The organism is Acinetobacter sp. YH12096 (assembly GCF_013419215.1).
Classification (GTDB): domain Bacteria; phylum Pseudomonadota; class Gammaproteobacteria; order Pseudomonadales; family Moraxellaceae; genus Acinetobacter; species Acinetobacter amyesii.
The window spans coordinates 11,615-37,751 of record NZ_VPAM01000036.1 but is presented as its reverse complement, the minus strand read 5'-3'; the positions used below and the strand labels follow the sequence as shown (position 1 = coordinate 37,751).

Below are 26,137 nucleotides of genomic sequence, written 5' to 3'. Positions count from 1 at the left end.
CAGCGTTCAATCTGAGCCATGATCAAACTCTTCAGTTTAAAATCAATAGTACATATAGTGTACCAATCTTGGCTCATCAATTACTGACAAAAATTTGCTCAAATAAACTTCGAGTAATTTCTACCATCAATCAATGAAAATAATTTCGATCGATCAACCAGTAAAAATCCACACAAGTTGTTCTTCATAATCTCTTAATGATCTTTCTAACATCTCGTCAATGCTAGAAGCTGGACTTCGATAAACTCAACAACTCAACGCTTCGCGTTTCGTTCGTTTCCGTCTATCTCGTCGGTATGGTGCTCATTATAGGGCAATTTCTTACACGTGCAAGTGCTTTTCACTCACAAAGAACACGAGTGTTTTATTTTTATGCACCATTATGGTTCAAAAAACACACTTTACTCACATAAATACATGATATTTATTACAAATATCATGTAAAATATTTTTCCTATTTTGTGTGCTTAGTTTTTTACAGGTGCTGCTTTAATCACCACACTCTGTATAACTACTGGGTTTACAGGGACATTCTGATGCATTCCATAGTTCGCAGTTGGAACTTTTACGATTTTATCGACGATATCCATACCTTTAGTGACCTTACCAAAAACAGCATATCCCGCATTCATTGCACTTTTATTGAGAAAGTCATTGTCTGCAACATTAATAAAGAACTGACTACTTGCTGAATCAGGATGATTCATCCGTGCCATTGCCAATGTGCCGCGCTTATTGCTCAAGCCATTACTTGATTCATTCTTAATAGCCGCTTTTGTTGGCTTCTCCTGCATTTTGACATCCATGCCCCCACCCTGAACCATAAATCCAGGAATCACGCGATGAAAGATCGTGCCGTTATAAAATTTTTCTTTTGCATAGCTTTCAAAGTTTTTAGCTGAGATAGGTGCCTTGTCATTGAATAGCTCAATTTCAATATTGCCTTGAGAGGTTTTCATTTCGACAATAGTATTGGCAGCAAAACTGCTTAAGCTCACACAGCCAAGTGCTGCGGTAAATAAAATCTGTTTTAACATTTGCTAACTCTTCTGGTTGATCTCGTACTTGTTATTGACTGTATATTAGTCTTTGATGATTAAAAAGTAATTATTCTGCCATTATTAAAACGAGAACAATGATGACGCAAATAATACCGTCGGACACTGCATTGACACATTTACCGCCTTGGCAACTGCGTGGCGATGCTTTTATTTTGAATTATTGGATCTCTCCGAGTTTTATCCAACAAGCGCAGATGTTCCGTTTAGCGACATCGCCTTTAGGTCGTGTGGTTCAGGTGTTATTGGTCCGATACCATGATTCACCTGTGGGCCCTTATGACGAATTGCTAATTTTAGATCACCCTTTATGGAGTAAGAAAAGGTTAAGTTCGATTCCTAAGATTTATGTTTCGACAGATATCTCTGTCATTCATGGTCAAAAACTCTGGGGTATTCCTAAAGAGTTGGCAAAGTTTGAATGGCAACAACATGACAATGAAGTGGTCTGTACTATAGAAGTTGAACAACACAAAATGCAGATCCGTTTAAAAAAATCACGTTCACAGCGTTCTTTCTATATTAATAGTCATCATATCCCTGCAGCGATGTTGCAAATCAGACAAGCGTGGGAAGGTAAGCGTTATCAATTTTCACCGAAGTTTCGTGGACGGCTCTCTAAACTGAAACAGGTAGAATGGCACAACACACAGGACATTTTTCCAAATTTTTCTGAAGCACGATTATTGCAAAGCTTTTATATCCCAGAATTTAGCCTCGTTTTTCCTGCTGCAAAAATCCAAGATAAATAACCCAATAAATAAAAACCCAGTGTTTCACGTGAAACACTGGGTTTACTTTATATAAAGGAATGATTAGCTACGTTTATCCCAAAATTTACGGAACTTCGTACTGATCTCGATCACGTATTTTTTAGCTCGGTGCGAAACCGGGGTTAAATTGATAAAACCATGGGTTTGATCGGTATATTCTTGATAAAACACTTTCACCCCTTGCTGACGGAGTTTATGCGAATAAATTTCACCTTCGTCATGTAAAACATCATGCCCTGCCGTCACGATATACGCGGGTGCGATACCTGCCAATTTTCCATAGGTCGGTGAAATTAATGGATCATCCAAGGCCACTGCATGTTGTTCCGCATATAAAGCGGTTACGACATCAATATCTTTTTCAGTCAGAACCAGACCATCTTTATACGCATAGAAAGATGGGTGGCGACTCTTAAAATCCACTACTGGGTAAATTAATAGCTGAGCTTGCGGGGCAAAAACTTTTTGAGCACTGCGCTGTGCAACCGCAGTAGCAATATTGCCGCCTGCACTATCCCCTGCCACCGCAATTCGATTTTTTAGAATTTTAAACTGACGACTATTTTGATAAGTCCAAGCCAATGCATCTTCACAACTTTGCATTAATTGAGCTGGGCTGGCTTCTGGTGTTAAAGGATAATCAATACTTAAAACTTGTGTTTTGGCATGCACAGCCAATAAACGACAAACTTCATCATGCGTGTCTAAACCACCCACCACAAAACCACCACCATGATAAAACACGATCATCGGTAATTTTTTATTTGGAGCAGGATGATAATGACGCGCAAACAGCGTTGCACTTTGTAAAGGTAGACGTATATCTTGCACTTGTTTCACAAAGGTCGGCTTGGTCTTGATCGACTCCATCTGTAAATCAAATAATTTACGAGACTTCACATAGTCTTCAGTCACAAAGCCTGACTTACCTTGCTTGAGTTGAGCCGCCATCATGCATTTCACCAGCGGATCTAATTCTGGAAAAATAAACGGATAATCGAGACGTTTTGCGAGGCTTTCTTTGGCAAAGTTAGGAAGACGATCAAGTAACCGAGCAGCCGTACCTTGGCCTTTATCTTTCATATTTTTAAGTGATTCATTCAATGCAAACATGCTCTATCCTTCGAATTATGCTCTTCATACTTTCTACATGATCTAGGTCAAATGTGACCATATTCACATATAAGTCTCAACATCGACATACATAGTACAGACCTAGTTAAGCTAATCTTCTTTTATAGAGTTGTCATTGACAATTTACCCAAGTTTTATGGGTTGATTATGCTAACCCATTCTCGATAAAGGATACTCACCATGGCTAAAAAGATCATCCTTCTGTCTTTTGCGACTGCTTTTTTGGCTGTAGGCTGCGTAGCATTCCCTGAAGATGGTTACTACGATGGACGTTATGACCGCCGTTATGATCATAATGATCGACGCTATGATAATCGTTATGATCGCCGTTACGACAGTCGTTATGAACAAGACCGCCGTACATGGGAACGTCAGCAACAACAACGTAATCGTTTAGAGCTCGAACGTAGAAAGCAGCAACTTGACCAGCGTAACTGGGAACAAAATCGTAAAAATCAACAAGAGTGGGATCGTCGTAAAAACGAACTCGAACGTCAACGTCTAGAACAACAGCGTAAATACTCTGAAGCTGAACGTCGTAAACGTGCTGAACAAGATCGTCAAAAAGTCAGCAAAGAGCGTCAGCGCTTAGAAGAACAGCGCCGTAAAGCCAGTCAAGATCGTAGAAAACAAATTGAGCAAGAACGCAAAAAAAATATTCAAGATTTAAGAAAGGCATCAGATCAACAACGTAAAGCGGCTGAAGAACGTCGTCGCGCGTGGGAAAATCGCCGTTAATTGATGTTTTTTGCAGATCGGTTAAAAGTAAAAAGCTCATCTACATGATGGGCTTTTTTTTGCTCGCTAAAAATAGAAAAGGGCGTAAAAAAAGCTATAGAAAAGAAAATAGACAGAAGAGGCATCCTATCTTCTGTCTATTCTTGACTGCCTGTTGTTACAGGTCAGAGAGCATTAAACAATCTTATTGCTGAACTGTAGGTTGCGGTGCAGGCGCAGATTAAACTTCAGCACCTTGAGCTGATGGATCTGCTTGAACCACAGCACCCGATTGCTCTGTTGTTACAGATGCTTCAGTTGCAGACGTTACTTGTGCGGTTTCCGGAGATTCTACAGTTTCTTGAGAAGTACAACCCACCGCAGCTAAACCAAAACCTAAAACTGCGACAGCGAATAAACCAATTTTTTTCATCTTCATTATTTCCTTCATTGAATCATTAAAAGCAAAGCTCAACTTTGCCCGAGTCATAATGGAAAATAATTCTGTGAAGTTCCCACCTTCTGAGTTGTACTTTGTACGAGGCACGGTACAGCTTATGAAATGTTTTATTAATTAGGCGGTTTTCTTTCATTTTAAGGCTTTACATCATTTTTTTAACTCAAGTGCTTTGTTTTTTATTAAAAAAATAAATATAAATGATTTTGAATAAAGCGTGATCACAGCTTTTGAATACAACAAAGTTCAACAAAACTTGCAACTCAGTTACTTAAGTGGCTGTTTTTATAAATTTCATGCAAAAAAAAGCCTGCTTATGAGAGAAGCAGGCCATGAAAAACACATTTGAAATAAATTAAGAAACTACAGCGATAGAATCTGAAACAAAGAATACTGTGCTGATCATTTTTTGTGAAATATTTAATAAAACTGATACTAAGAGTTTTTATGTATAAATATTAACCACTATTTTTTGAGGCAAAAAAAATGCTGATTCTTGGGAAATCAGCATGGAAAAGTGTTTCTAAAATCTAGAGGTAGTCACCATATCCCTCTCTCCAATGGATATGGTCACTTCCGATAGATAAATTATGCAAATTTTCAGGCACAAAGAGAAACCGTTAAAATTTATGATGAAAATCTATAAATCCGATCAAAATATGATTATACATTCAAATCAATAATTTATATTTTCATAGAATTTAATTTTGCAGTCGATATTTGGCTGAAAAACCATTTATTTGAATAAAAAATTGCATTTAATCGCTGACTTCGCTTGAATTTTTATCCCCTGCCCCGATTTCTTTTATTAATCATGAATTCAAAACGCATGGCAGTTACGCATCGATGTCGTTTGAACGCACAGCTATAAGGACTGAACATGTTTAAGAACCCATTTAAACGGAGTAAATCAATGGCGACTGAGCAAAACCAAGACGCTCAAGATCTTCAACAAGAGCAAGCAGAACAGCAAACTCAAGCTGAAAACGAGCAAGCTGAAGTTTCAGTTGAAGATTTACAAGCACAAATCACCAATTTAGAAGAAAGCTTAAAACTTGAAAAAGCACGTACTGCAAATGCCGTATATGAAGCGCAAAAAAGTGTAGAGCGTATTCAACGCGAATCTGAAAAGCATAAAGACACTGTGCTGGAAAAATTTGCAAAACAATTGCTTGATTCAGTCGATAACCTTGAACGCGCCATCGCTGCGGCAGGTGATGAAAAATCAGGTTTATCTGAAGGTGTAGAACTTACACTGAAATCATTGCTCAACACTTTAGAAAAATTTGGTGTGGTTGCTGTAGATACTGCAAATGGTTTCAATGCAGATCTTCACCAAGCAGTGGGCATCGATCCAAATGCCAAATCGAATGAAATCGGGACAGTATTGCAAAAAGGCTATAGCTTAAACGGTCGTCTATTACGTCCAGCTATGGTTATGGTTGGTGCATAAAGACAAATTTTCTGAGACGAATTAAAAATTTTAACCAATATTACTTGAAAATTTTTGATTGGCTCTCATATCGGATAACAAGCGAAAACATCGTAAAAGAATTTTAGAGGAAACATCCAAATGGCGAAAATCATTGGTATTGACTTAGGTACTACAAACTCTTGCGTAGCAGTACTTGAAGGCGACAAAGTAAAAGTAATCGACAACGCTGAAGGCGCTCGTACAACCCCATCTATTATTGCGTATAAAGATGGCGAGATCCTTGTCGGTCAATCTGCTAAGCGTCAAGCAGTGACTAACCCTAAAAACACATTATTTGCAATCAAACGTTTGATCGGTCGTAAGTACCAAGACCAAGCTGTGCAAAAAGATATCGGCCTTGTACCTTACAAAATCATCAAAGCTGACAATGGCGATGCTTGGGTTGACGTAAACGACAAGAAACTTGCACCACAACAAATCTCTGCTGAAATCTTGAAAAAGATGAAAAAAACAGCTGAAGACTACCTTGGTGAAACAGTAACTGAAGCGGTAATTACTGTTCCTGCGTACTTTAACGATGCTCAACGTCAAGCAACGAAAGATGCAGGTAAAATTGCTGGTTTAGATGTTAAACGTATCATCAACGAACCAACGGCTGCTGCACTTGCGTTCGGTATGGACAAAAAAGAAGGCGACCGTAAAGTTGCGGTTTACGACTTAGGTGGTGGTACTTTCGACGTATCAATCATTGAAATCGCTGATCTTGATGGCGACCAACAAATCGAAGTATTGTCTACAAACGGTGATACATTCCTTGGTGGTGAAGACTTCGATAATGCATTAATTGAATACTTGGTTGAAGAGTTCAAGAAAGAACAAAGCGTAAACTTGAAACAAGATCCTCTTGCACTTCAACGTTTAAAAGAAGCTGCTGAAAAAGCAAAAATCGAGCTTTCTTCTTCGAATGCAACAGAAATCAACCTTCCATACATCACAGCAGATGCGACTGGTCCTAAACACTTAGTGATCAACGTGACTCGCTCTAAACTTGAAGGTTTAGTTGCTGAATTGGTTGCTCGTACAATTGAACCATGTAAGATTGCACTTAAAGATGCAGGTCTTTCAACCTCTGACATCTCTGACGTAATCTTGGTGGGTGGTCAGTCTCGTATGCCACTTGTACAACAAAAAGTACAAGAGTTCTTCGGCCGTGAGCCACGTAAAGACGTGAACCCAGATGAAGCTGTAGCGATGGGTGCTGCGATTCAAGGTGCAGTACTTTCAGGTGATAAAACTGACGTACTTCTTCTTGACGTAACTCCATTGACTCTTGGTATCGAAACAATGGGTGGCGTGTTAACAGCAATCATCGAGAAAAACACCACGATTCCTGCGAAGAAATCTCAAGTGTTCTCAACTGCTGCTGACAACCAACCTGCTGTAGACATTTCAGTTTACCAAGGTGAACGTAAAATGGCTCAACAAAACAAATTGTTGGGTAACTTCCAATTAGGCGATATTCCACCTGCTCCACGTGGTGTACCACAAATTGAAGTATCATTTGACATCAACGCTGATGGTATCTTGAAAGTATCTGCAAAAGATAAGAGCACAGGTAAAGAGCAATCAATTCAAATTAAAGCTAACTCTGGTTTGAGCGATGCTGAAATTGAAGCGATGATCAAAGATGCTGAAGCGAATGCTGAAGAAGATCGTAAATTTGAAGAATTAGCGAAAGCACGTAACGAAGCTGATGCACTTGTTTCTTCTGCTCAAAAAGCAGTAAAAGATCTTGGCGAACAGGTAACTGCTGATGAGAAATCTGCAATCGATGCTGCTGTAGCTGAGCTCGAAGCAGCGACTAAAGAAAACGATGTTGATGCAATCAAATCGAAAACTGAAGCACTTCAAAACATCATTATGCCGATCACTCAACGTGCTTATGAAGCTGCACAAGGTCAAGGCGGTGCTGAAGGTTTTGATCCTAACGCTTTCCAAGGCGCTGAAGGTCAAGCTCAAAAAGCAGATGACGGCGTTGTAGATGCTGAGTTCACTGAAGTGAAAGATGACAAAAAATAATTTGTCGCTTTAACTGAGTTTTTCAAAGCTCAAAAAGACCGCGCGAAAGCGCGGTTTTTTTTTGTGGATGATTTTATCTGCATCAGGCAATATTCAAATAACACGCAAACGTTCAAACAGCCACATTCTTCTCGACTGCCAATCTGTCTAAACTTAGATTTGCATAGCGCTAAATTTCGGTTAAATTAATGTAAAATAATCAAGTTTTGCGATGCTATGCGTTTGATTTTAATTATTGTTGTCATCGTTTTGAGTACTTGGTGGATCTATCAAACCAAGCAGCATCCTCAACTGAAATTTAATTCAATTTCAGATCGACTTTTACACCCTCTCGATACCCGACTGCGTTATCGGGTTGCTGATGTCGATCCGCGTTTTGGATTAAGCCAACAACAAGTCATTCAACTTAGCGAAGAAGCCGCAGAGATATGGCATAAAGGAATACTCAAACCGTTATTTATCTATGACCCAAATGCACAACTGGCGATCCATCTAATTTATGATGATCGCCAAGAACAATACAATGCCTATAAGCAAGTCCAAAAGACCTTAGCCGCAGATAAAGCCCGTAATGATTTATATGCCGAGAACTTAGCAAATTCGAGAAAAGGGTTGGAGATGGATGAGCAACAGCTCCGATCAAAACAAGCCATGATCCGTGCGGAAATCGCACAGCTGTCACAAGAACGTATGAGTTGGAGTCGAATCGAACATGCGCAAGGCCCCAATATGCAACGCGTTGAAAGAGAACTTACGCAAGTCAAAGCACAAGCGATGCAATTAGACCAAGAAATAGATCGATTTAATCAGCAAAATGATCAATTTAATCAACAAGTCTCAAGCTATAACCAGCAAATCGATCAATATAATGCAGGCGTGATACAAGCCAGTCAGCGCTTTCCTGCACGAGAGTTTCATAAAGGTGTCTTTATGGGGGATCAGATTCAGATTTATCAATTTGATGCCGAAGATGATTTACGCCTCACCCTTGCCCACGAACTCGGACATGCTCTCGGCTTATCTCACCATAATGACCCTGCTGCATTAATGTACCCAATCTTAGGTGCGCAACAATTAGAAAACTTTAAACTGATGCCAGCAGACCAAGGCTTACTATATTATCGTTAGAATACCCTGAGCAAAAAAAACCATACAATTTATAAGGATATTGCAGGATTCACCAACAAAAATCAGCATTTCATGTTATTGTTGATCTGCAATAATTCCCTTATATCAATGACATCTTCCGTGGAGAGCAATGTGAGTTACTACCATATCTTAATTGAAGTGAATGACCACATCAGCACGATTGAACAAACCCGTGATATTGAGCTTTTTGATATTACCGAAATTCAACCTTATCTCCATGCGGTACTTTTACCATTTTTTAATGAGCAACTCATTGAACTCGAAGACGAAAATCTTGAGTTTAAAGATGTCTTGCATCTACAAGTCAAACAAACCCTTTTGCCGATCCGTGACCTCATCGAAGAAGAACAACGCCTGCTTCCGAGTGATACCGATATCACCATTACGGCTTATGAAATTTTTAATAATTATCAATTGAGTCAAGACGTGACCACAGTGATTTTAGATCTGTTAGAAGCGCTAAAATTTGAAGCCTAATATCGATTTTAAACATTAAAAAAGCCCTCAAAATGAGGGCTTTTTTATGGCTCAATTCATCATCGTGATTAGATCGAGAATGAAGATCCACATCCACACGTGGTTGTCGCATTCGGGTTTTGTACCACAAAACGAGAACCCTCTAAACCTTCAATATAGTCGACTGTTGAACCAACTAAATATTGATAACTAAGTGAATCCACCAACATTTTCACGTCTTCATTGATAAATTCAGCATCATCTTCGTTTTGGCTTTCTGCAAAATTAAATCCATATGAGAAACCTGAACAACCACCACCAGTCACATATACACGTAACATGAGGTCTTGATTACCTTCACTGTCACGCAATTGGCGTACTTTATTGGCAGCATTGTCAGTCAGCACAAGTGCTTGAGCATTCATGATGGATTCCTCTGAGTCATTGGGGTGTCTTTAAAAAGAAAAGACCATGTTTCAAGTATAACATACTCAATATATGGTCAGTCTTCACAGTTTAAAGTTAAATCAGAGTATTTTTCTCAAGATTCATTTAAAACTTATTTATAGTTTTCGTCCTGTAATGCACATTCGAAGTTTTTCGGGTCTTGTTTACAGCGGAATTGCCATAATAATTTCATCATTCGCTTGTCGTAGATATCACGTTTAGTCAAATCAATACGCGCTTCACGCATCATTTTTTGATAGCCAGCTTTGTCTGCCGTTGGAACATCCATCCAATATTTAGCTGGGATTTCTGACTTCATTTTGCCTAATATCGTGAATGCACGAGGTAATTGTGTTTTGACCCAATCACGTGATTTTTGCCCATATCCCGCTGGGAATTTATCTGGGCGAATAATGATATTACCCGTCACTTGTAAAATTGGATAATTAACAATTGCACCTTTACTACCTAAACCTTTATGTAACTCCAAGGGTTTAAACACCGCTGCAGGTGCACCAATAATATCCACCTGACCATTGTTAAATTTAGAGCCAAAATTGGTCACGTCAGCACTGACCGCTTGAGCCCCCACCTGTTGCACCATAATTTTCTGCGCTTCATCATAATCAAGCACCGCAATTTTTTTACCTGCTGCTTTAGCGACAGTATTGATACTACGGTCATTCACCAACAGGTAGGCATCACCTACAGGAATCACACCTACCACTTCATATTTACTATTGACCATGCTCTTTGCAAACGTTGGACTCGCAAGGCCTTGCATCACTTTAACCGCAAGTTTCAAATCTGGAATTGCACCAATCGCATCTAAAGAACCGGTAAAATTATTAAATTGACGACCACGCATACCTGTGACACTGATCCCATCACATTTACCGGCTTTAAAATCTTCCGCAATCACCGCTTCATTTTGACTGACGCGGAGCTCAATGTCTGCGCCCCAGTTTTTTGCCGCCAATTGGTAATCTCTCATCAGGGTAAAAACATCACCATTTTTACCCACCAAATCAAATACACACACCACTTGCTTTGCTTGAGCTACGCCATTCACCGCCATTAACGCAGCAGCAATACTCAATGCCTTTGTCCATTGTTTCATACTGACTTTCCTTGTTTTTTACTGTTTTTGTTTTAACCATTTTTTGATTTTTGGGTCATGCGGAGTATGATTAAATATACTCACAGCCCTCGATTTCAATTTAGATTACCTGAATATTTTGCTGACTCAATGGCGAAAATGACCTGTGCATTTGCGAAAAAAAGCCCGGATAAATCCAGGCTTTTTTCTTTAAATATCAGTTTATTCGCCGCTAAGTGAACATTCAAAATTGGCTTTATCGACAGAACAACGTGCCTTTTTCAATACTGACATCATGCCCGCATCATAAATGCCACGTTTCGTCATATCCATACGACCTTCACGCAATAATTTTTGATATTTGGTTTTATCTTCTGCACTTAAGTTAAGTTTATATTTCGCAGGAATACCCGCCTCTAAACGGTTAATCATCGCAATACTCTTCGGTAAATGTTTCACAAACCAATCACGAGATTTTTGACCAAAGCCTGCTGGGAACTGATCAGGACGAATAATAAAGTCCGCGGTCACTTGTAAAACTGGGAAGTTAAACATCGCACCATTGGTACCTAAACCCTTATAAATCTCTAATGGTTTGTAGGCATACGCAGGCGCACCCACCATATCGACCTGACCATTATTAAACTTCGCCACAAAGTTAGATACATCTGAAACCACAGCTTGAGCGCCGACACGTTGCACCATGATTTTTTGTGCTTCGTCATAGCCTAATACTGCAAACTTTTTACCTGCTGCTTTTTCAATTGAGTCAATTTTTTTGTCTTTGACAAAGATGAATGCTGAACCCAGTGGAGCAATACCCGCCACTTCGTATTTCTTACCACCTAGGTTGCTGACCATTTTTGCAGCATTACGTTGGTCTAATGCAAAGGTAATCGCACGTTGCGCAATTGCATTGCTCGGTGCGCCACCAAGCGCATCAATCGAACCTGCAAATTTATTGTATTGACGAGCACGCATTGCCGTCATAAATACGCCATCACATTTACCCGCTTTAAAATCATTGTCGGCTACTGCTTCATCTTGACGCGGAATTAAGTTAATTTCAGCACCCCAGCCTTTTGCTGCAAGCGCCCATTCCTGAGCCATTTGGTATGACTCACCTGACTTACCCAGTAAGTCAAATACACAGATATCTACTTTTGCTGCCTGAGCTGAACCAGCAAAGCCAATTGCAGCAAATGTAGCCAATGATAGGAGGGTTTTTTTCATTCTATTTTCCTTTCAAATCTTTTTATGGTTCAGAGGTGTCCTTACACAACGCCGATATTAAGCAAGTTAATTTAAAAAAAATAGAGCATTTACTCCATTTATTTATGTCATTTTGGCACATTCTGTTTTTTTGTGATTAATATCACTTTTTTATTTAAGGCAAAATTATAAATATAATCATCATGTTGTATGCAAAAAAGGCTTTTTGCATTTACAGCCTTTTTATGAAACTTTACAAAGAAATACAGAAAAAAGCTTATTCACCCGCCACTGAACACTCAAAATTGGTTCGCTCAATCGTACAACGTGCTTTTTTCAGTACCGTCATCATGGTGGAGTCGTAGATTCCTTGTTTGGTTAAATCCATCCGTCCTTCACGCAAAATTTTCTGATATTTCAACTGATCATCTTTGCTGAGATTCATCTTATATTTGGCAGGAATTTCAGCTTCCATGCGTTTTACCATGGCAAAACTTTTCGGTAATTGTTTAACGAACCATTGCCGAGAGGGTTCAGCAAAACCATCTGGGAATTTATTGTTACGAATAATCAGGTCTGCCGTGACATTCACCACAGGAAAATTAACCATCGCCCCAGTAGTGCCTAAGCCTTTTGAAATTTCGAGTGGCTTAAAGGCATAAGCCGGCGCAGCCACAATTTCAACTTCGGCCTGATTAAATTTGCGAATAAAATTGGAAATTTCCGACATGACTGGCACAGCGCCGACACGGTCGACCATCTCTTTTTGCGCATAGTCATAATGCAAAATGGCAAATTTTTTACCTTCAGCTTTTTCTAAATTATTGATATTGCGATCACGGACAAAAATATAGGCTGAACCAATTTGCCCAATCCCTGCCACTTCATAACTATCTTTACCTGAATTGGTAATCAGTCGCTTACTGTTCCGCTTATCTAAGACATAGGTAATGGCTTTTTGTGCGATGGTATTGTTCGGTACACCGCCAATGGCATCAATCGAACCAGCAAATTTGTTATACGCACGTGCCCGCATCGAGGTCATATAAAATGCGTCACATTTCCCTTCTTTAAAATCTTTATCGACTTTGGATTCATCTTGATATGAAATCAGTTGAACTTGTGCTCCCCATGCCTTACTGGCTAGAGACCACTCTTCCATTAGCTTATAAGATTCCCCTGCTTTTCCAAGTAAATCGAACACACAGACCTTCTGATTGGCATAGCTTTGTGCAGACATCACACCTGAAAGAAGCGATAAAATTAAAATCCCTTTTCTCATTTCTTATATTCCCAATATGTTTTATTAATCCATTTAAAACAACAACTTGAAATATTTTTTTAATACTAAAGCCCATTCAATATACCTAAATACGTGGAATCTGTCACATTTTTTCAGATGGTTGCGATGCTTTGTTTTTTCTTTTGCAAAGCCATCCATTAGAATAGCCTCACATTCTTCTTGTTTAGTTAGTTCCATGATTCAGTTAGACCAACTTTCCATTCGTCGCGGTGGGCGTGTTTTATTTCAAAAAGCATCTATGCAATTGCATCCAGGCTGGAAAATCGGCTTAACCGGTGTAAATGGTGCAGGTAAATCGACTCTTTTTTCTGCACTTTTAGGTGGAATGGAATCTGATGGTGGTTCATTAACTCGTCCTGCGGTATGGACCGTCGCGCATATGGCGCAAGAAATCAAAGCGCTCGATATGAAAGCGATTGATTTCGTTCTTTCAGGCGATGAAGAATATTGGGATATACAACATAAACTTGAACATCCAGAACAATTAGACAATGAAGCGCTGGCACACTTATATGGCCGATTTGATGAAATCCATGGCTATACAGCTCCATCAAAAGCCTCACAACTGATGGCCGGCCTGGGTTTCTTTGAACATCAGTCCCAGCTCAATGTTTCAAGCTTTTCAGGTGGTTGGCGTATGCGTTTAAACCTTGCGCGTACCCTGATGAGCCGTTCTGACCTATTATTACTCGATGAGCCAACCAACCACTTAGACTTAGATGCGATTTTGTGGTTAGAAGATTGGTTAAAAGCTTACGAAGGCACACTGATCTTAATTTCACATGACCGTGATTTCTTAGATGCGGTGACTGATCATATTTTACACATCGAAAATCAAGAGCTGACGCTTTACACCGGTAACTATTCAACCTTTGAACGCACCCGTTCTGAGCGCTTGGCACAACAACAACAAGCCTATGAAAAACAACTCGAAACTCGTGCGCATCTCCAAAAATTTATTGACCGTTTTAAAGCTAAAGCCACTAAAGCTAAGCAGGCTCAAAGTCGTATTAAACAATTAGAACGCATGCAGGAACTTTCTGCCGCGCATGTCGATACGCCATTTACCTTTAGTTTCCGTGAGCCAACCAAAATGAGCTCACCACTGTTACAAATGGAACATGTCGACATTGGCTATGGTGACAAACTGATTGCCACCAATGTGAATTTACAGATTACCCCAAACAGTCGCATTGGTTTACTGGGAATGAATGGTGCGGGTAAATCAACCTTAATTAAATCCTTAGTTGGTGACCTTCCCTTATTACAAGGGACGCGCAAAGCTTCTGAACTGTTGAATATTGGCTATTTTGCGCAGCATCAAATGGATGCTTTAGATGGCAATGCCAGCCCAATGTTGCAATTATCTCGAATCGCTGACAAAAAAATCAGTGAAGCGGCATTACGTTCATTCTTAGGTAGCTTTGGTTTTAGTGGCGAACGCATGGATACGCCAAGTGAAGGCTTTTCAGGCGGTGAACGAGCACGATTGGCTTTGGCTTTGATTGTTTGGCAGCGCCCCAATGTTTTAATTCTAGATGAACCGACCAACCATTTAGACCTTGATATGCGTCATGCCCTAACTATGGCATTACAAGATTTTGAAGGCGCTGTGGTTTTGGTTTCGCATGAACGTCAATTGATTGCCAGCGTTTGTGACGAATTATTGTTGGTACATCATGGGAAATGTCGCGAATTTGATGGCGACCTCGTGGCTTATGCCGATTGGCTGCGTCAAGCACGGATTGACATGATGAAAAATAGCCAACAAGCCCCTACTCCCATCAAATCTCAAGTTGAAACTAAACCGACGATTTCCAAAGTCGATAAAGAAGCGCAGCGCAAAGAAGCTGCACGTCAGCGTGAATTGACCCGCCCGATTCGTAAAAACATTGAAAAAAATGAAGTGCAAATCAGCAAAATTCAGCCACGCTTAAACGAAATCGAGGAATTATTAGCAGACAGTGCTTTATATGAAGCCAGTCGTAAAGATGACTTACTCAAACTGATGAATGAGCAAACAGAATTAAAAGCCAAGCTTGAATCTGTCGAAGAGCAAATGCTTGAATTAATGATGGAATTAGAAGAAATGGAAAGTAGTTTTGAGGCTTAATTTAAAAAGCAAAACCCTAGATTTGCATTATTAAGAAAACCTAACTTAAGCTCAAAAAATCAATCGCCGTGAAATTTAAATGTTCCACGGCGATTTTTTATTAATACTTCACAATAATAATCACACTATAAATCTAAAAAATATTTAAAAAATCGAATGTTCATATCCAACTGGTTATTGCATCGTTAAGGCATTTCTATTCGTAAAGAAACTAAAAATTCAGCGATCGCTTTTACCCTAATTTTGTAAATGAATTCAAAAAAATATACTTCACATCAAACTCATTACCACAGTTATCCACAAAAGCCATTTTTAAATTCAAATCTTAGTTTTAAATTCATTTTTTATTTTTTAAATTCAAAATATCGAACCACCTTTTTTGTGGATAAATATTTTTAAATGATGTTATCCACAATTATAAATGACTTTGATGTTGAACACTATTAAATGTGAAAATTCACAAAACTTATCCATATTTGCAAGATGGATGCATTTTATCTCCATTCACGACATCAATTTAAACTTTTTATTGTTTAAGATAAGGCAGAAGGATGGGCTTTTTTTGCCTTTAAAAAACGTAATTCTTGTATTTTCCAGGTCTGATCTAAATGCCAGATTTCCTGTATTTGCTGCTGTGTTTCAGCTAAACCAATTAAAATTTTGCACTCCGTTTGGTCACGATTAAACTCATATTCTTCAAATTCTACGTCTGGTTTTTGTGGTTTCCAAACCCCCATTTTTCACTGCATGTGCAATACGTTCATAGCGGATATAATTACTTTCGACACGCCCGTCTTGCTCATAAACCACCTTAAAGTGCTCATCTTCGTATTCGGCAAGAACGGTATAATTTCCGGTAAAAAATGCATTTACCCAGATGTCACGAATGTGTTCAAGTTGATTGTCCATCATATATAGACCTCTTATTTTTAGCTGCTAAGTTCAATTTGATTTGAGCTTAGCATCAGAATAAGTCAATTTTATAAAACACAAATTGGTGATTTAATATTCAATTTTATTTAAGATAGCACAAAAAAAAGCACTCCGAAGAGTGCTTTTTTGAATGATTCTGTAATCAGAATTTAGGCATCAATATCCGCATTTAACGCATTTTCTTCAATGAAAGCACGACGTGGTTCCACATCATCACCCATCAAGCAAGAGAACATACGATCAGCTTCAATCGCATCCTGTACCGTTACTTGCAGCATGTTACGGTTCTCAGGATCCATCGTAGTTTCCCAAAGCTGTTCAGCATTCATCTCACCCAAACCTTTATAGCGCTGAATCATCATGCCACGGCGTGAGTCTTGTAGGATGTTTTGCCAAACCTGATGGAAGCTACTCACTGGAATTTTGCGCTCGCCTTTTTGCAGGTAAGCACCTTCTTCCAATAATGTGAACCAACTCTTCGAATTTTTGAGCAAACGCGCATATTCACCTGAACCCAATAGACCTGAATCTAACAAGTATTGGTGCGGTAAGTTATGAACATAGATGGTAATACGCGGGAAATAGGTCGCTGACTTATTGCCTTCGGTATCTTCATGCTCAAACGTTTCTAAGCTTAATTCAGGACGTAAGCTAGGCTGAGTTTTCTCAATATTGGCACGTAGCTGCTCCCCCCAAGTCTGTACATAGTCTTGGTTATTTGCTTGATCTAACTTAAAGCCTTCTACTGCCAATAAACCATCCAACACACTTGCAGGATAACGTACAGTCAGACGATGCAAACTCTTTTGAGAGGTTTGATAATCCGCAATCACACCCGCTAAAGCCTCACCACGAATGGCTGGTGCTTCTGCACTGATGTGTAATTCAAGCTCATCAATTGCATTTGAAATCAGGTAAGTCTCAAGCGCATCATTATCTTTGATGTACTGTTCTTGCTTGCCTTTTTTCAGCTTATACAACGGTGGCTGTGCAATATAAATATATCCACGTTCCACAAGTTCTGGCATTTGACGGAAGAAGAAGGTCAACAGTAGCGTACGAATGTGCGAACCATCGACGTCAGCATCGGTCATGATGATGATTTTGTGATAACGCAGTTTATCTGGGTTATATTCCTCACGGCCAATACCACAACCTAAAGCAGTAATCAGTGTTCCCACTTCTTGTGAAGAAATCATCTTGTCAAAACGTGCACGTTCCACGTTGAGGATTTTACCTTTCAGCGGCAAAATCGCTTGCATCTTACGGTTACGGCCTTGTTTTGCAGAACCGCCCGCAGAGTCACCTTCGACTAAGTAAAGTTCAGACAATGCAGGATCTTTTTCCTGACAATCGGCCAATTTACCTGGCAAACCAGCAATATCCAGCGCACTCTTACGACGTGTCATTTCACGTGCTTTACGTGCTGCATCACGCGCACGTGCTGCATCAATAATCTTGCCTGCAATCGATTTAGCGGCTTGTGGGTTCTCTAAAAGATATTCAGCAAATGATTTATTCATCGCTTGCTCAACCGCAGTTTTCACTTCGCTCGACACCAATTTTTCTTTGGTTTGCGAAGAGAATTTTGGATCAGGCACTTTCACCGAAACAATCGCAGTTAAACCTTCACGGGCATCATCACCAGAAACCGCCACTTTCTCTTTTTTGAGTAAGTTTTCGCTTTCCATGTAGCTGTTTAAGCCACGGGTTAATGCAGCACGGAAACCCGCTAAATGCGTACCGCCATCTTTTTGTGGAATGTTGTTGGTAAAGCAACGAACATTTTCCTGATAAGAATCGTTCCACTGCAATGCAACTTCTACACCAATGCCATTATCCGCTTGAGTGGTAAAATGGAAGATATCATTCAGATGAGTTTTGCCTTGGTTGATATATTTCACAAACTCAGACAAACCACCTTCATAGTCATAAACGTGCTCTAAATTGATACGTTCGTCACGTAGCACAATTCGCACACCTGCATTCAGGAACGATAATTCACGTAAACGACGCGCCAAAATATCGACATTAAAAATCGTTTGACTAAAGGTTTCAGCACTTGGCCAGAAACGTACACGTGTACCTGTACGATCTGTCTCACCTACCACTTTTAGTGGATACACGGCATCACCGTGTTTATATTCTTGCTGGTGAATTTGACCCGCACGGTGAATGGTTAATTCGAGCTTGCTTGAAAGCGCATTCACCACGGATACACCTACACCGTGTAGACCGCCTGAAACTTTATAGCTGTTATCGTCAAATTTACCGCCCGCATGCAGAATCGTCAAAATCACTTCTGCTGCAGAAACACCTTCTTCTGGGTGAATGTCGGTAGGAATACCACGGCCATTATCCGATACGCTTACAGATTCATCTTCATGAATGGTGACTTGAATTTCGTCACAATGACCTGCCAACGCTTCATCAATTGAGTTATCGACAACTTCAAACACCATGTGGTGTAGGCCAGTACCATCGTCAGTATCACCAATATACATGCCCGGACGCTTACGTACAGCGTCTAGACCACGTAATACTTTGATGCTAGAGGAATCATAAGCTTTTTCTATGGTTTGTTCTGTTTGAGAAGCAGCTTGATCTTCTGAACTCATGGTTTCTCCCTAGTGAAAAATAGGTCTATCCAAAGGTGGTATTTCATTGCACAACAGCCTGCACCGTACCATTTTCAACTTTGAATAATTGATAAGAAATAGATAAATCATGTAAGTGTTTTTGCACTGAATCATGGTCTAAAGTGGTAATAAAAACTTGACTACCAAGATGGCTTAAACGCTCAATTAAACGCTGTTGTGCGGTTAAATCTAATTCTGCTGTCAGATCATCTAATAATACCACAGTTTCCTTATTACAAGCATGTAGCATTGCAATCTGTGACAGTTTTAACGCCATGATCAATAACTTTTTTTGCCCACGAGAGAGCACAACATCTGCATCACCCATAGCGGTTTTCAACCTTAAATCTGCACGGTGCGGACCATACTCAGTATAGCCACGTTCGCAGTCTTTAAAGTGCTGATTGGTCAGATCATTCAGCAGTCCTGTTTCAGCATGAAAGCCTGCACTATATTCCAATGTCACTGTTAAATGCGGCAATAATGCTTGGAGATCTTGTTGGAAATATCGCGTCCACTGTTCCACCACATTACTGCGCAGACTATGTAATATCTCACCATAATCACTGAGCATTTTGTTCCACGGTTCTAGGTCAGACAAACTCAAATGACGTCGTGATTTCAGCAAACTATTCCGCTGTTTTAATGCCCGCGCATAATATTGCCATGCATGGTAAAACTCCGGTTCCACGTGGAACATCAACCAATCTAAAAGTTGACGTCGTGGCTTCGCACCATGATCAATAATATCGGTACTTTGTGGGTCGATGAGTTGTAGTGGTAAAATCTTAGCCAACTGCCCTTGTGTCCCCACAAGGTCGCCATTGACTTTAATCACTTGCTCGCCCGACTGCATTTTTTGCATACCAATGCGGTCTGTTGCAGACTGCGCAAAGACGACAGCGTCAGGGCTATTATTTTGAATATAGTTTTTCGGAATATGGGTTCGAAAAGAACGTCCAGTTGCCAGCAAATGTACTGCTTCTAATACAGACGTTTTACCTGAACCATTTTGCCCATAAAAGACATTAAACGGCTGCAACCCAGAGAGTGCAACCGCCTTTAAATTTCGAACACGTTCTACATGTAAACGCGTGATATGCATAATAATTGAGACGTCAGTCCGAATTAAACACGCATTGGCATCACAACATAGGTTTGATCTTGTTGCTGTGGATCTTGTACCAATACCGACTGGTTCGCTTCTGTCATGGTCATTGCAACATCATCACCATCCAATACATTCAGAACTTCCAATAAGTACTGTGCATTAAACGACATTTCCATCGGTGCATCTGCATATTGAATCGCAAGATCTTCGATTGCTTCATCTTGCTCAGGGTTATTGGCACGAAGTTGTAAAGTGTCCGCATCAAACTTCAAGAATACGCCGCGCAATTTTTCATTACTTAAAATCGCTACACGTTGCAGTGATTGTTTAAATACATCATGTGCAATGCGCACGTTTTTATCGCCACCACGTGGAATCACACGGCGGTAGTCAGGGAATTTACCATCAATCAATTTTGTGGTGAAACGTACGGTAATATCACCCTGCTCTTTATCACGGCTGGCAATGGTAATTGTTACATTTAATAATTCACGACCAATTAACAACGATAATTGCTCGTCTTCAACACTCAATAGACGCTGCAATTCACCTACGGCTTTACGTGGAACAATCGCTTGCATAGCTTGAGTTGCATTCGAGCTTGCTGCTGTTTCACACATCGCTAAACGGTGGCCATCGGTCGTTACTGCACGCAATTGATTTTCGTCAATTTCAAGTAAAGTACCCGTCAAATAAAAACGCACATCTTGAACCGCCATAGCAAAAGACGTTTTTTCAAATAAACGCTTTAACTCACGCTGAGTCACACCGACTTGAGTGCCTTGAGTATTTTCAGTGGTTAATAATGGATAGTCTTCTGCAGGCAAAGTACCCAATACAAAACGACTGTTTCCAGATTTTAAAATACAACGTTGATCTTCAGTAATTTGCAAATCAATCAATGCCGCTGACGGTAATGATTTACAGATATCCATCAATTTACGTGCAGGAACAGTCGTCACACCTGCTTGTAAACATGCACCTTCAGTAAGTGATGTGCTTGCAACCAGTTCCACTTCAAGATCCGACCCCGTAATGGTCAAAGCTTGCTCTGTTACCTGTACTTTTACATTGGATAAAATATTTAAGGTATGGCGACGTTCAACCGCTCCTACGACATGTGATAGAACATTCAGTAAGCTTTCTTTCGCGATTTTTAAACGCACGATACATTCCTCTAAAAACTGAAGACAGACAAAATAAATTAATTTTTTAGCAGTGTACTATGCGGCAGAATATACCGCATTGCAAGAACAGAATTTGAACGAAAAGACTTAACTTTGCAGCAGACGTTGCAAGTTTTTATAGTCCTCATTGAAGATTGGATCTTCTTCACGCAGGCTTTGTACTTTTTCACAGGCATGCATCACAGTACTGTGGTCACGATTACCAAAAGCCATACCAATTTCAGGAAAACTATCCCCTGTCAGCTCACGTGCTAGCCCCATAGCCAACTGACGTGGACGTGCATAAATGCGTGTACGTTTTGGACCAATCAATTCTTTCAGTGGAATACGGAAATATTCACTCACCACACGCTGAATATTTTCCGTGCTGATGGTGCGCGCACGAATTGCCAACACATCTTTTAACGATTCACGCACCACATCTAGATCGATTGGGGTGCCTTTAAAACGAGAAATGGCTACGACTTTATTCAGCGCACCTTCTAGTTCACGGACATTGGCAACCACTTGTTGAGCAATAAACAACGCACAATTCCGTGGAAGTTCCACCCCATTGCTTTCCGCTTTTTTCAGTAAAATTTCAATACGGGTTTCAATATCAGGCGGTTCAACACCCACCGATAAGCCCCACGAAAAACGTGAAACCAAACGTGGATCAAGTTCAGTCAGTTCTTTTGGATAACGATCTGAGGTTAAAATGATTTGCTTAGATTCATCTAATAACGCGTTGAAGGTATAGAAAAACTCAACCAAGCTGGCCTCTTTACCCGCCAACAAATGAATATCATCCACCAATAACAAATCTAACGAACGACAGTTTTTCTTAAATTCTTCGACCTTACCTTGCTGTAACGAGCTCACAAAGTCTTGTACAAAACTTTCAGCCGTCATGTACATCACACGTGCATTCGGCTTCGCTTGCAATAATGCATTACCTACGGCTTGCATTAAATGGGTTTTACCTAAACCAGTCGGTCCATATAAAAATAACGGGTTATGTTGCGAAGCACCGGGCTGCGTCAAGACTTTACGACAGGTTTCTGCCGCCATCTGATTGGAACGACCTTCAACAAACAAGGAAAAGGTAAATAATGGGTTAAGCTGACGCTTACGGTTATTTTTTGAAGACGTCTCTTCTTTTTCTTTTTTAGGACGTGTTGGTGCCGACACTTGTGGCGTTGACTCTAATGCTGCGGTGGTTGTTGCAGGTTGCTCAGCTGCAGATAAAATTGCACCAGGCCGTGAATCGACCAAAATCTCGACTTTACGTACCCGACCTTCAGACAACTGTTCCGCTAAAATTGAAATCAGTTCTAAATGGTGCTCTTGAATATAGCGTGTCCAATACGGATTCGGTGCATAGAGTTTTAGACTATCACCTGCATCTTCTGCCACCAGTGGGCGTATCCACATTGTATAGACATTTCCTGAAAGCTCTTGTCGCAAGCGAGTTAAGCAGTCTGTCCAAAGCATGTGAAACCCCTATTTCAGTCCATTGTACGTAAAAAAATAATTCAACCCCGCCTAAGCGGGCAGCCATTCTAACCATCTTATCCACATCTGTCATGAACAAATCAGTCGAAATCGATCAAAAAAACGCAAATTGAGTTTAAATTTAAATTTAAATCACGTGTGGATAAGTTTATCCGCAAGCTGTGGATAAATTGTAGCACAAAGTTATCCACAAACTATCAAAATTATAAAAACATCGTTATCCACAATATAATTATTTGTTTTTTAAATCTAAAAATGCGTTTTCCACAGAAAATATCAACACTAATAGTAATAAATTTAAATTTTAAAATTTGAATTTATTTATAAGATCGACCCATTCTGGGGATAACTCGAGGGTTGGTTTAAATTCAAATTTAAATTCATAAAAACCAATTAACAAATTTGAGGTTGTGGATAAATCTGTGAGTAAACTTGAAGATAACTTAAATAATTAATATATACAATGATTTAGTTTGTGAATATTTTAATTTAAAACTTTCTGACTGATTTCTAATCCTTATATTATCTTGATATATCACAGCCTAGATTTTGAAAGAAAGCGTGTTTTTCATTGACAGCTCAAGCAATGAGCACTAAAATCGCGAACCTTTACTGAAAGATCATTTGTGGAGTTTCGATATGAAACGTACTTTCCAACCTTCTGAGTTGAAACGTAAACGCGTTCATGGTTTCCGTGCTCGCATGGCTACTAAAGCTGGCCGTCAAGTATTAGCGCGTCGTCGTGCAAAAGGTCGTCACAGCTTAACTGTTTAATTTCAGTTAAGACTGTCAAGACTTGGGTGTTATGACAACACTTTACGGCTTTAGCACAGATGTGCGAATACACTGTGCTGCCGATTATAAAAGTGTGTTCGATGGTGCGCTTTTTAAAGTGCATCAACCCCATTTCTTATTTCTAGCAAAAATCTCCGAACAGCCGAATAGCCGTTTGGGTATTGTTGTTGCTAAGAAAAAAGTGCGCCGCGCACATGAAAGAAATCGAGTAAAACGACTTGCACGCGAAAGTTTTCGCCTGCATCAACAGCAGTCTAATGTATTAGATATTGTCGTTATGCCAAAAATGGGCATAGAGGCGGTACCGAATGCAGAGTTGCATCAGCAATTACAATTTGCTTGGCAAAAATTGCAGCGCCTTGCAAATAAGCATAAAAAAATAGCTACCTCCCCACAAGCGTAGAGATGACCAATGGTTCGTTTACTGCATTGGCTCATTCGTTTCTATCAGATTGCGATTAGTCCTTTATTGGGACCACGCTGTCGTTATATTCCAACATGTTCTCAATATTCTTTGGAAGCAGTCCATCAACATGGTGCTGTACGTGGAGTGTGTCTAGCTGTTCAGCGTATTTGCCGTTGTCATCCTTGGGGCGGTTCAGGCTATGATCCTGTTCCATCAAAAGCAATTCGTTTTATTTCATTTCAGCAAATAGATTCTCAAACGCTTCACGTTGCTGTACCCTTTCGTGAACGTTTATTGAACCAAAATCACTCTAACCACTTGGGGTAATACCTATGCAACAATGGGCCAGGATTGCAATTCTAGGGGCCATGTTTGTTGTCGCATATTTGCTCATTTTGGCTTGGCAGAAAGATTATGGACATGCGGAACAAAAACCTCAGCAAAATGCTGCGGTGGTAACGCATGAAGTATCTGCCGATTTACCAAATGGCCAGACAGCTACGGCTGCTACTGATGTGCCGCAAGCAAATAATGCTGCTACACAACAAACAACAGATGCCACTGCACCTGTTAGTCAACAGTTAATTTCAGTACAAACTGACCTTTACCATCTTTGGATTAATCCAAAGGGTGGCGATATTGTTCGTATTGAATTACTCAATCATGACAAAAATAAAGACAGCGACGAACCGTTTGTAATGCTTGAAAGCGATGCAAAACGGACTTATGTTGCTCAGTCTGGCTTAATTGGTCTCAATGGCCCGGACAGCAATCCGAAAGGACGTCCGACGTATGAGATTGAAAAATCTTCATATACGTTAAATGACGCAAAAACTGTGAAGGGTAAAGATGGACAAACAGCAAAAGTTTTGTCAGTACCGATGGTTTATAAAACAGCAGATGGTGTAGAGGTTATTAAAACCTTTAACTTCACTGAAGGTGAATACCCTGTTGTCGTGAATCATAAAATCGTGAACCGCAGTGCTCAGAACTGGCAAGGTCAGATGTTTGGTCAGCTTAAACGCGACAACTCTGAAGATCCAGGCAAATCTGATCAAGGTATTTTCACTTTAGGTACATTCCTTGGTGGTGCATGGGGTTCGCCTGAAGAACATTACAACAAACTTAAATTTGCCAACTTCAATGAAGAAAAATTGAATGTTGAAGCAACTGGCGGTTGGGTTGCAATGGTTCAGCATTACTTCGTGAGTGCATGGATTCCTGGACAGATCAAATTAACGCAAGCTAATGGTCAACCCTACGCTGCGAAATTTGAGTCACGTAAATCTACCGATGATATGAACATTATTCAGTTCACATCGCCTGCAATCAATGTTCCTGCAGGAACTGTGGCAGAAGTAGATGCAACGTTCTATTCAGGTCCAAAAATTCAGTCTGAATTGAAAGATTTGGCTGTTGGTTTGAACCAAACTGTAGACTATGGTTGGTTATGGCCAATCGCGAAATTGTTGTTCTTAGGCCTACAATTCTTCCATGGTTTAGTGGGTAACTGGGGTTGGTCAATTATTTTATTGACGATTCTAGTGAAACTGATCTTGTGGCCATTGTCGTCGAAGAGCTACCGTTCTATGGCGAAAATGCGTGTGATTGCACCTGAAATGCAACGTATGAAAGAAGAGTTCGGTGAAGACCGTATGCGCTTCTCGCAAGAAATGATGGCATTGTACAAACGTGAACAAGTGAATCCACTGTCGGGTTGCTTGCCGTTATTGCTCCAAATGCCGATCTTCCTTGCTTTGTACTGGGTATTGATGGAGTCCGTTGAACTACGTCATGCGCCATGGTTAGGTTGGATTCAAGATTTATCTGCGATGGATCCATGGTTTATTTTGCCGCTATTAATGGGCTTAACCATGTTCATTCAGCAAAGTTTGAACCCACAACCGGCTGATCCAATGCAGGCGAAAGTCTTCAAAATCATGCCAGTGATCTTTACGGTATTTATGTTGTTCTTCCCTGCGGGCCTTGTGCTTTACTGGATCTGTAACAACAGTATTACTATTCTTCAACAAGGTTTGATTAACAAATCAGTTGAAAAAGACCGTTTAAAACGAGAAGCGGCTGACTCAGCAAACTAAGCATTGCTGATGGGCTGAATAAATCCGCTTAAGATGGTAAT

At 40.0% G+C, this 26,137-nt stretch carries 22 protein-coding genes and 1 pseudogene; 11 read left to right on the top strand and 12 right to left on the bottom strand.

What is annotated here, in order from left to right:
* Nucleotides 1-467: 467 nt before the first annotated feature.
* Nucleotides 468-1,037: a peptidylprolyl isomerase gene (locus FTU36_RS13600; protein WP_180005529.1), complete on the bottom strand. Its 570-nt coding sequence runs from the start codon at nucleotides 1,035-1,037 to the stop codon at nucleotides 468-470.
* 101 nt (nucleotides 1,038-1,138) lie between these two features.
* On the opposite strand from FTU36_RS13600, the gene FTU36_RS13595 reads away from it, so the two are divergent.
* Nucleotides 1,139-1,810, top strand: a complete 672-nt coding sequence (locus tag FTU36_RS13595) for an acetoacetate decarboxylase family protein (protein WP_180027167.1) — start codon at nucleotides 1,139-1,141, stop codon at nucleotides 1,808-1,810.
* 63 nt (nucleotides 1,811-1,873) lie between these two features.
* Here the strand turns inward: FTU36_RS13595 and FTU36_RS13590 are convergent, their stop codons facing one another.
* Entirely contained in the window at nucleotides 1,874-2,944 is a 1,071-nt protein-coding gene (locus tag FTU36_RS13590; RefSeq protein WP_180027164.1) for an alpha/beta hydrolase, read from the bottom strand.
* Between the two features lie 201 nt (nucleotides 2,945-3,145).
* On the opposite strand from FTU36_RS13590, the gene FTU36_RS13585 reads away from it, so the two are divergent.
* On the top strand, nucleotides 3,146-3,703 hold the full coding sequence (locus tag FTU36_RS13585; RefSeq protein WP_180118271.1) for a hypothetical protein: 558 nt from the start codon (nucleotides 3,146-3,148) through the stop codon (nucleotides 3,701-3,703).
* Nucleotides 3,704-3,923: 220 nt separating this feature from the next.
* Here the strand turns inward: FTU36_RS13585 and FTU36_RS13580 are convergent, their stop codons facing one another.
* Entirely contained in the window at nucleotides 3,924-4,115 is a 192-nt protein-coding gene (locus FTU36_RS13580; RefSeq protein WP_257224866.1) for a hypothetical protein, read from the bottom strand.
* A 937-nt stretch (nucleotides 4,116-5,052) separates the two neighbouring features.
* Between FTU36_RS13580 and grpE the strand changes: the two genes are divergently transcribed.
* From grpE to FTU36_RS13560, 4 genes are all read left to right on the top strand, one after another.
* Nucleotides 5,053-5,592: a nucleotide exchange factor GrpE gene (gene grpE, locus FTU36_RS13575; RefSeq protein WP_180118277.1), complete on the top strand. Its 540-nt coding sequence runs from the start codon at nucleotides 5,053-5,055 to the stop codon at nucleotides 5,590-5,592.
* Nucleotides 5,593-5,712: 120 nt separating this feature from the next.
* Nucleotides 5,713-7,653, top strand: a complete 1,941-nt coding sequence (gene dnaK, locus FTU36_RS13570; protein WP_180118267.1) for a molecular chaperone DnaK — start codon at nucleotides 5,713-5,715, stop codon at nucleotides 7,651-7,653.
* A 216-nt stretch (nucleotides 7,654-7,869) separates the two neighbouring features.
* Complete coding sequence (locus tag FTU36_RS13565; protein ID WP_180118264.1) at nucleotides 7,870-8,781, top strand: matrixin family metalloprotease; 912 nt, start codon at nucleotides 7,870-7,872, stop codon at nucleotides 8,779-8,781.
* Nucleotides 8,782-8,901: 120 nt separating this feature from the next.
* A complete protein-coding gene (locus FTU36_RS13560) occupies nucleotides 8,902-9,279 on the top strand; it encodes a hypothetical protein (RefSeq protein ID WP_180005534.1) in 378 nt (125 codons plus the stop codon).
* A gap of 68 nt (nucleotides 9,280-9,347) precedes the next feature.
* On the opposite strand, the gene erpA is transcribed toward FTU36_RS13560, so the two are convergent.
* The 4 genes from erpA to FTU36_RS13540 all read right to left on the bottom strand — a co-directional run bounded on the left by erpA (nucleotide 9,348) and on the right by FTU36_RS13540 (nucleotide 13,298).
* Complete coding sequence (gene erpA, locus FTU36_RS13555; RefSeq protein ID WP_078189499.1) at nucleotides 9,348-9,683, bottom strand: iron-sulfur cluster insertion protein ErpA; 336 nt, start codon at nucleotides 9,681-9,683, stop codon at nucleotides 9,348-9,350.
* A gap of 134 nt (nucleotides 9,684-9,817) precedes the next feature.
* Nucleotides 9,818-10,825, bottom strand: a complete 1,008-nt coding sequence (locus FTU36_RS13550) for a putative solute-binding protein (protein WP_180005535.1) — start codon at nucleotides 10,823-10,825, stop codon at nucleotides 9,818-9,820.
* Between the two features lie 201 nt (nucleotides 10,826-11,026).
* Entirely contained in the window at nucleotides 11,027-12,037 is a 1,011-nt protein-coding gene (locus FTU36_RS13545; protein ID WP_180005536.1) for a putative solute-binding protein, read from the bottom strand.
* 256 nt (nucleotides 12,038-12,293) lie between these two features.
* Nucleotides 12,294-13,298, bottom strand: a complete 1,005-nt coding sequence (locus tag FTU36_RS13540) for a putative solute-binding protein (protein ID WP_180022815.1) — start codon at nucleotides 13,296-13,298, stop codon at nucleotides 12,294-12,296.
* Between the two features lie 196 nt (nucleotides 13,299-13,494).
* Here FTU36_RS13540 and FTU36_RS13535 point away from each other — a divergent pair, with 196 nt between their 5' ends.
* Nucleotides 13,495-15,432, top strand: a complete 1,938-nt coding sequence (locus tag FTU36_RS13535) for an ATP-binding cassette domain-containing protein (RefSeq protein ID WP_180118262.1) — start codon at nucleotides 13,495-13,497, stop codon at nucleotides 15,430-15,432.
* Nucleotides 15,433-15,965: 533 nt separating this feature from the next.
* On the opposite strand, the pseudogene FTU36_RS13530 reads toward FTU36_RS13535, so the two are convergent.
* The 5 genes and pseudogenes from FTU36_RS13530 to dnaA form a co-directional block, all read right to left on the bottom strand.
* A pseudogene (locus tag FTU36_RS13530) lies at nucleotides 15,966-16,344 on the bottom strand (hypothetical protein).
* A 170-nt stretch (nucleotides 16,345-16,514) separates the two neighbouring features.
* Complete coding sequence (gene gyrB / locus FTU36_RS13525) at nucleotides 16,515-18,983, bottom strand: DNA topoisomerase (ATP-hydrolyzing) subunit B (protein ID WP_180114819.1); 2,469 nt, start codon at nucleotides 18,981-18,983, stop codon at nucleotides 16,515-16,517.
* Nucleotides 18,984-19,026: 43 nt separating this feature from the next.
* A complete protein-coding gene (recF, locus tag FTU36_RS13520) occupies nucleotides 19,027-20,109 on the bottom strand; it encodes a DNA replication/repair protein RecF (protein ID WP_180118260.1) in 1,083 nt (360 codons plus the stop codon).
* A 23-nt stretch (nucleotides 20,110-20,132) separates the two neighbouring features.
* Nucleotides 20,133-21,281, bottom strand: a complete 1,149-nt coding sequence (gene dnaN, locus FTU36_RS13515; RefSeq protein WP_168379516.1) for a DNA polymerase III subunit beta — start codon at nucleotides 21,279-21,281, stop codon at nucleotides 20,133-20,135.
* A 108-nt stretch (nucleotides 21,282-21,389) separates the two neighbouring features.
* Nucleotides 21,390-22,775 (bottom strand): chromosomal replication initiator protein DnaA, encoded by a 1,386-nt coding sequence (gene dnaA, locus FTU36_RS13510; protein WP_168379515.1) that lies wholly within the window; start codon nucleotides 22,773-22,775, stop codon nucleotides 21,390-21,392.
* Nucleotides 22,776-23,435: 660 nt separating this feature from the next.
* On the opposite strand from dnaA, the gene rpmH reads away from it, so the two are divergent.
* From rpmH to yidC, 4 genes are read left to right on the top strand one after another with little or no spacing between them, the layout of a single operon-like run.
* The gene (gene rpmH, locus FTU36_RS13505; protein ID WP_000831329.1) at nucleotides 23,436-23,570 is read left to right on the top strand and encodes a 50S ribosomal protein L34; all 135 of its coding nucleotides are present in this window, start codon (nucleotides 23,436-23,438) and stop codon (nucleotides 23,568-23,570) included.
* A gap of 31 nt (nucleotides 23,571-23,601) precedes the next feature.
* Nucleotides 23,602-23,994: a ribonuclease P protein component gene (rnpA, locus tag FTU36_RS13500; protein WP_078189509.1), complete on the top strand. Its 393-nt coding sequence runs from the start codon at nucleotides 23,602-23,604 to the stop codon at nucleotides 23,992-23,994.
* Between the two features lie 9 nt (nucleotides 23,995-24,003).
* Complete coding sequence (gene yidD / locus FTU36_RS13495; RefSeq protein ID WP_078189510.1) at nucleotides 24,004-24,324, top strand: membrane protein insertion efficiency factor YidD; 321 nt, start codon at nucleotides 24,004-24,006, stop codon at nucleotides 24,322-24,324.
* A gap of 5 nt (nucleotides 24,325-24,329) precedes the next feature.
* Nucleotides 24,330-26,096: a membrane protein insertase YidC gene (gene yidC / locus FTU36_RS13490; protein ID WP_180118258.1), complete on the top strand. Its 1,767-nt coding sequence runs from the start codon at nucleotides 24,330-24,332 to the stop codon at nucleotides 26,094-26,096.
* Nucleotides 26,097-26,137 lie beyond the last annotated feature (41 nt).

Coding starts and splice junctions, on each gene's coding strand:
- FTU36_RS13600 (WP_180005529.1), bottom strand. CDS start 1,037: ATGTTAAAACAGATTTTATTTACCGCAGCACTTGGCTGTGTGAGCTTA.
- FTU36_RS13595 (WP_180027167.1), top strand. CDS start 1,139: ATGACGCAAATAATACCGTCGGACACTGCATTGACACATTTACCGCCT.
- FTU36_RS13590 (WP_180027164.1), bottom strand. CDS start 2,944: ATGTTTGCATTGAATGAATCACTTAAAAATATGAAAGATAAAGGCCAA.
- FTU36_RS13585 (WP_180118271.1), top strand. CDS start 3,146: ATGGCTAAAAAGATCATCCTTCTGTCTTTTGCGACTGCTTTTTTGGCT.
- FTU36_RS13580 (WP_257224866.1), bottom strand. CDS start 4,115: ATGAAAAAAATTGGTTTATTCGCTGTCGCAGTTTTAGGTTTTGGTTTA.
- grpE (WP_180118277.1), top strand. CDS start 5,053: ATGGCGACTGAGCAAAACCAAGACGCTCAAGATCTTCAACAAGAGCAA.
- dnaK (WP_180118267.1), top strand. CDS start 5,713: ATGGCGAAAATCATTGGTATTGACTTAGGTACTACAAACTCTTGCGTA.
- FTU36_RS13565 (WP_180118264.1), top strand. CDS start 7,870: ATGCGTTTGATTTTAATTATTGTTGTCATCGTTTTGAGTACTTGGTGG.
- erpA (WP_078189499.1), bottom strand. CDS start 9,683: ATGAATGCTCAAGCACTTGTGCTGACTGACAATGCTGCCAATAAAGTA.
- FTU36_RS13550 (WP_180005535.1), bottom strand. CDS start 10,825: ATGAAACAATGGACAAAGGCATTGAGTATTGCTGCTGCGTTAATGGCG.
- FTU36_RS13545 (WP_180005536.1), bottom strand. CDS start 12,037: ATGAAAAAAACCCTCCTATCATTGGCTACATTTGCTGCAATTGGCTTT.
- FTU36_RS13540 (WP_180022815.1), bottom strand. CDS start 13,298: ATGAGAAAAGGGATTTTAATTTTATCGCTTCTTTCAGGTGTGATGTCT.
- FTU36_RS13535 (WP_180118262.1), top strand. CDS start 13,495: ATGATTCAGTTAGACCAACTTTCCATTCGTCGCGGTGGGCGTGTTTTA.
- gyrB (WP_180114819.1), bottom strand. CDS start 18,983: ATGAGTTCAGAAGATCAAGCTGCTTCTCAAACAGAACAAACCATAGAA.
- recF (WP_180118260.1), bottom strand. CDS start 20,109: ATGCATATCACGCGTTTACATGTAGAACGTGTTCGAAATTTAAAGGCG.
- dnaA (WP_168379515.1), bottom strand. CDS start 22,775: ATGCTTTGGACAGACTGCTTAACTCGCTTGCGACAAGAGCTTTCAGGA.
- rpmH (WP_000831329.1), top strand. CDS start 23,436: ATGAAACGTACTTTCCAACCTTCTGAGTTGAAACGTAAACGCGTTCAT.
- rnpA (WP_078189509.1), top strand. CDS start 23,602: ATGACAACACTTTACGGCTTTAGCACAGATGTGCGAATACACTGTGCT.
- yidD (WP_078189510.1), top strand. CDS start 24,004: ATGGTTCGTTTACTGCATTGGCTCATTCGTTTCTATCAGATTGCGATT.
- yidC (WP_180118258.1), top strand. CDS start 24,330: ATGCAACAATGGGCCAGGATTGCAATTCTAGGGGCCATGTTTGTTGTC.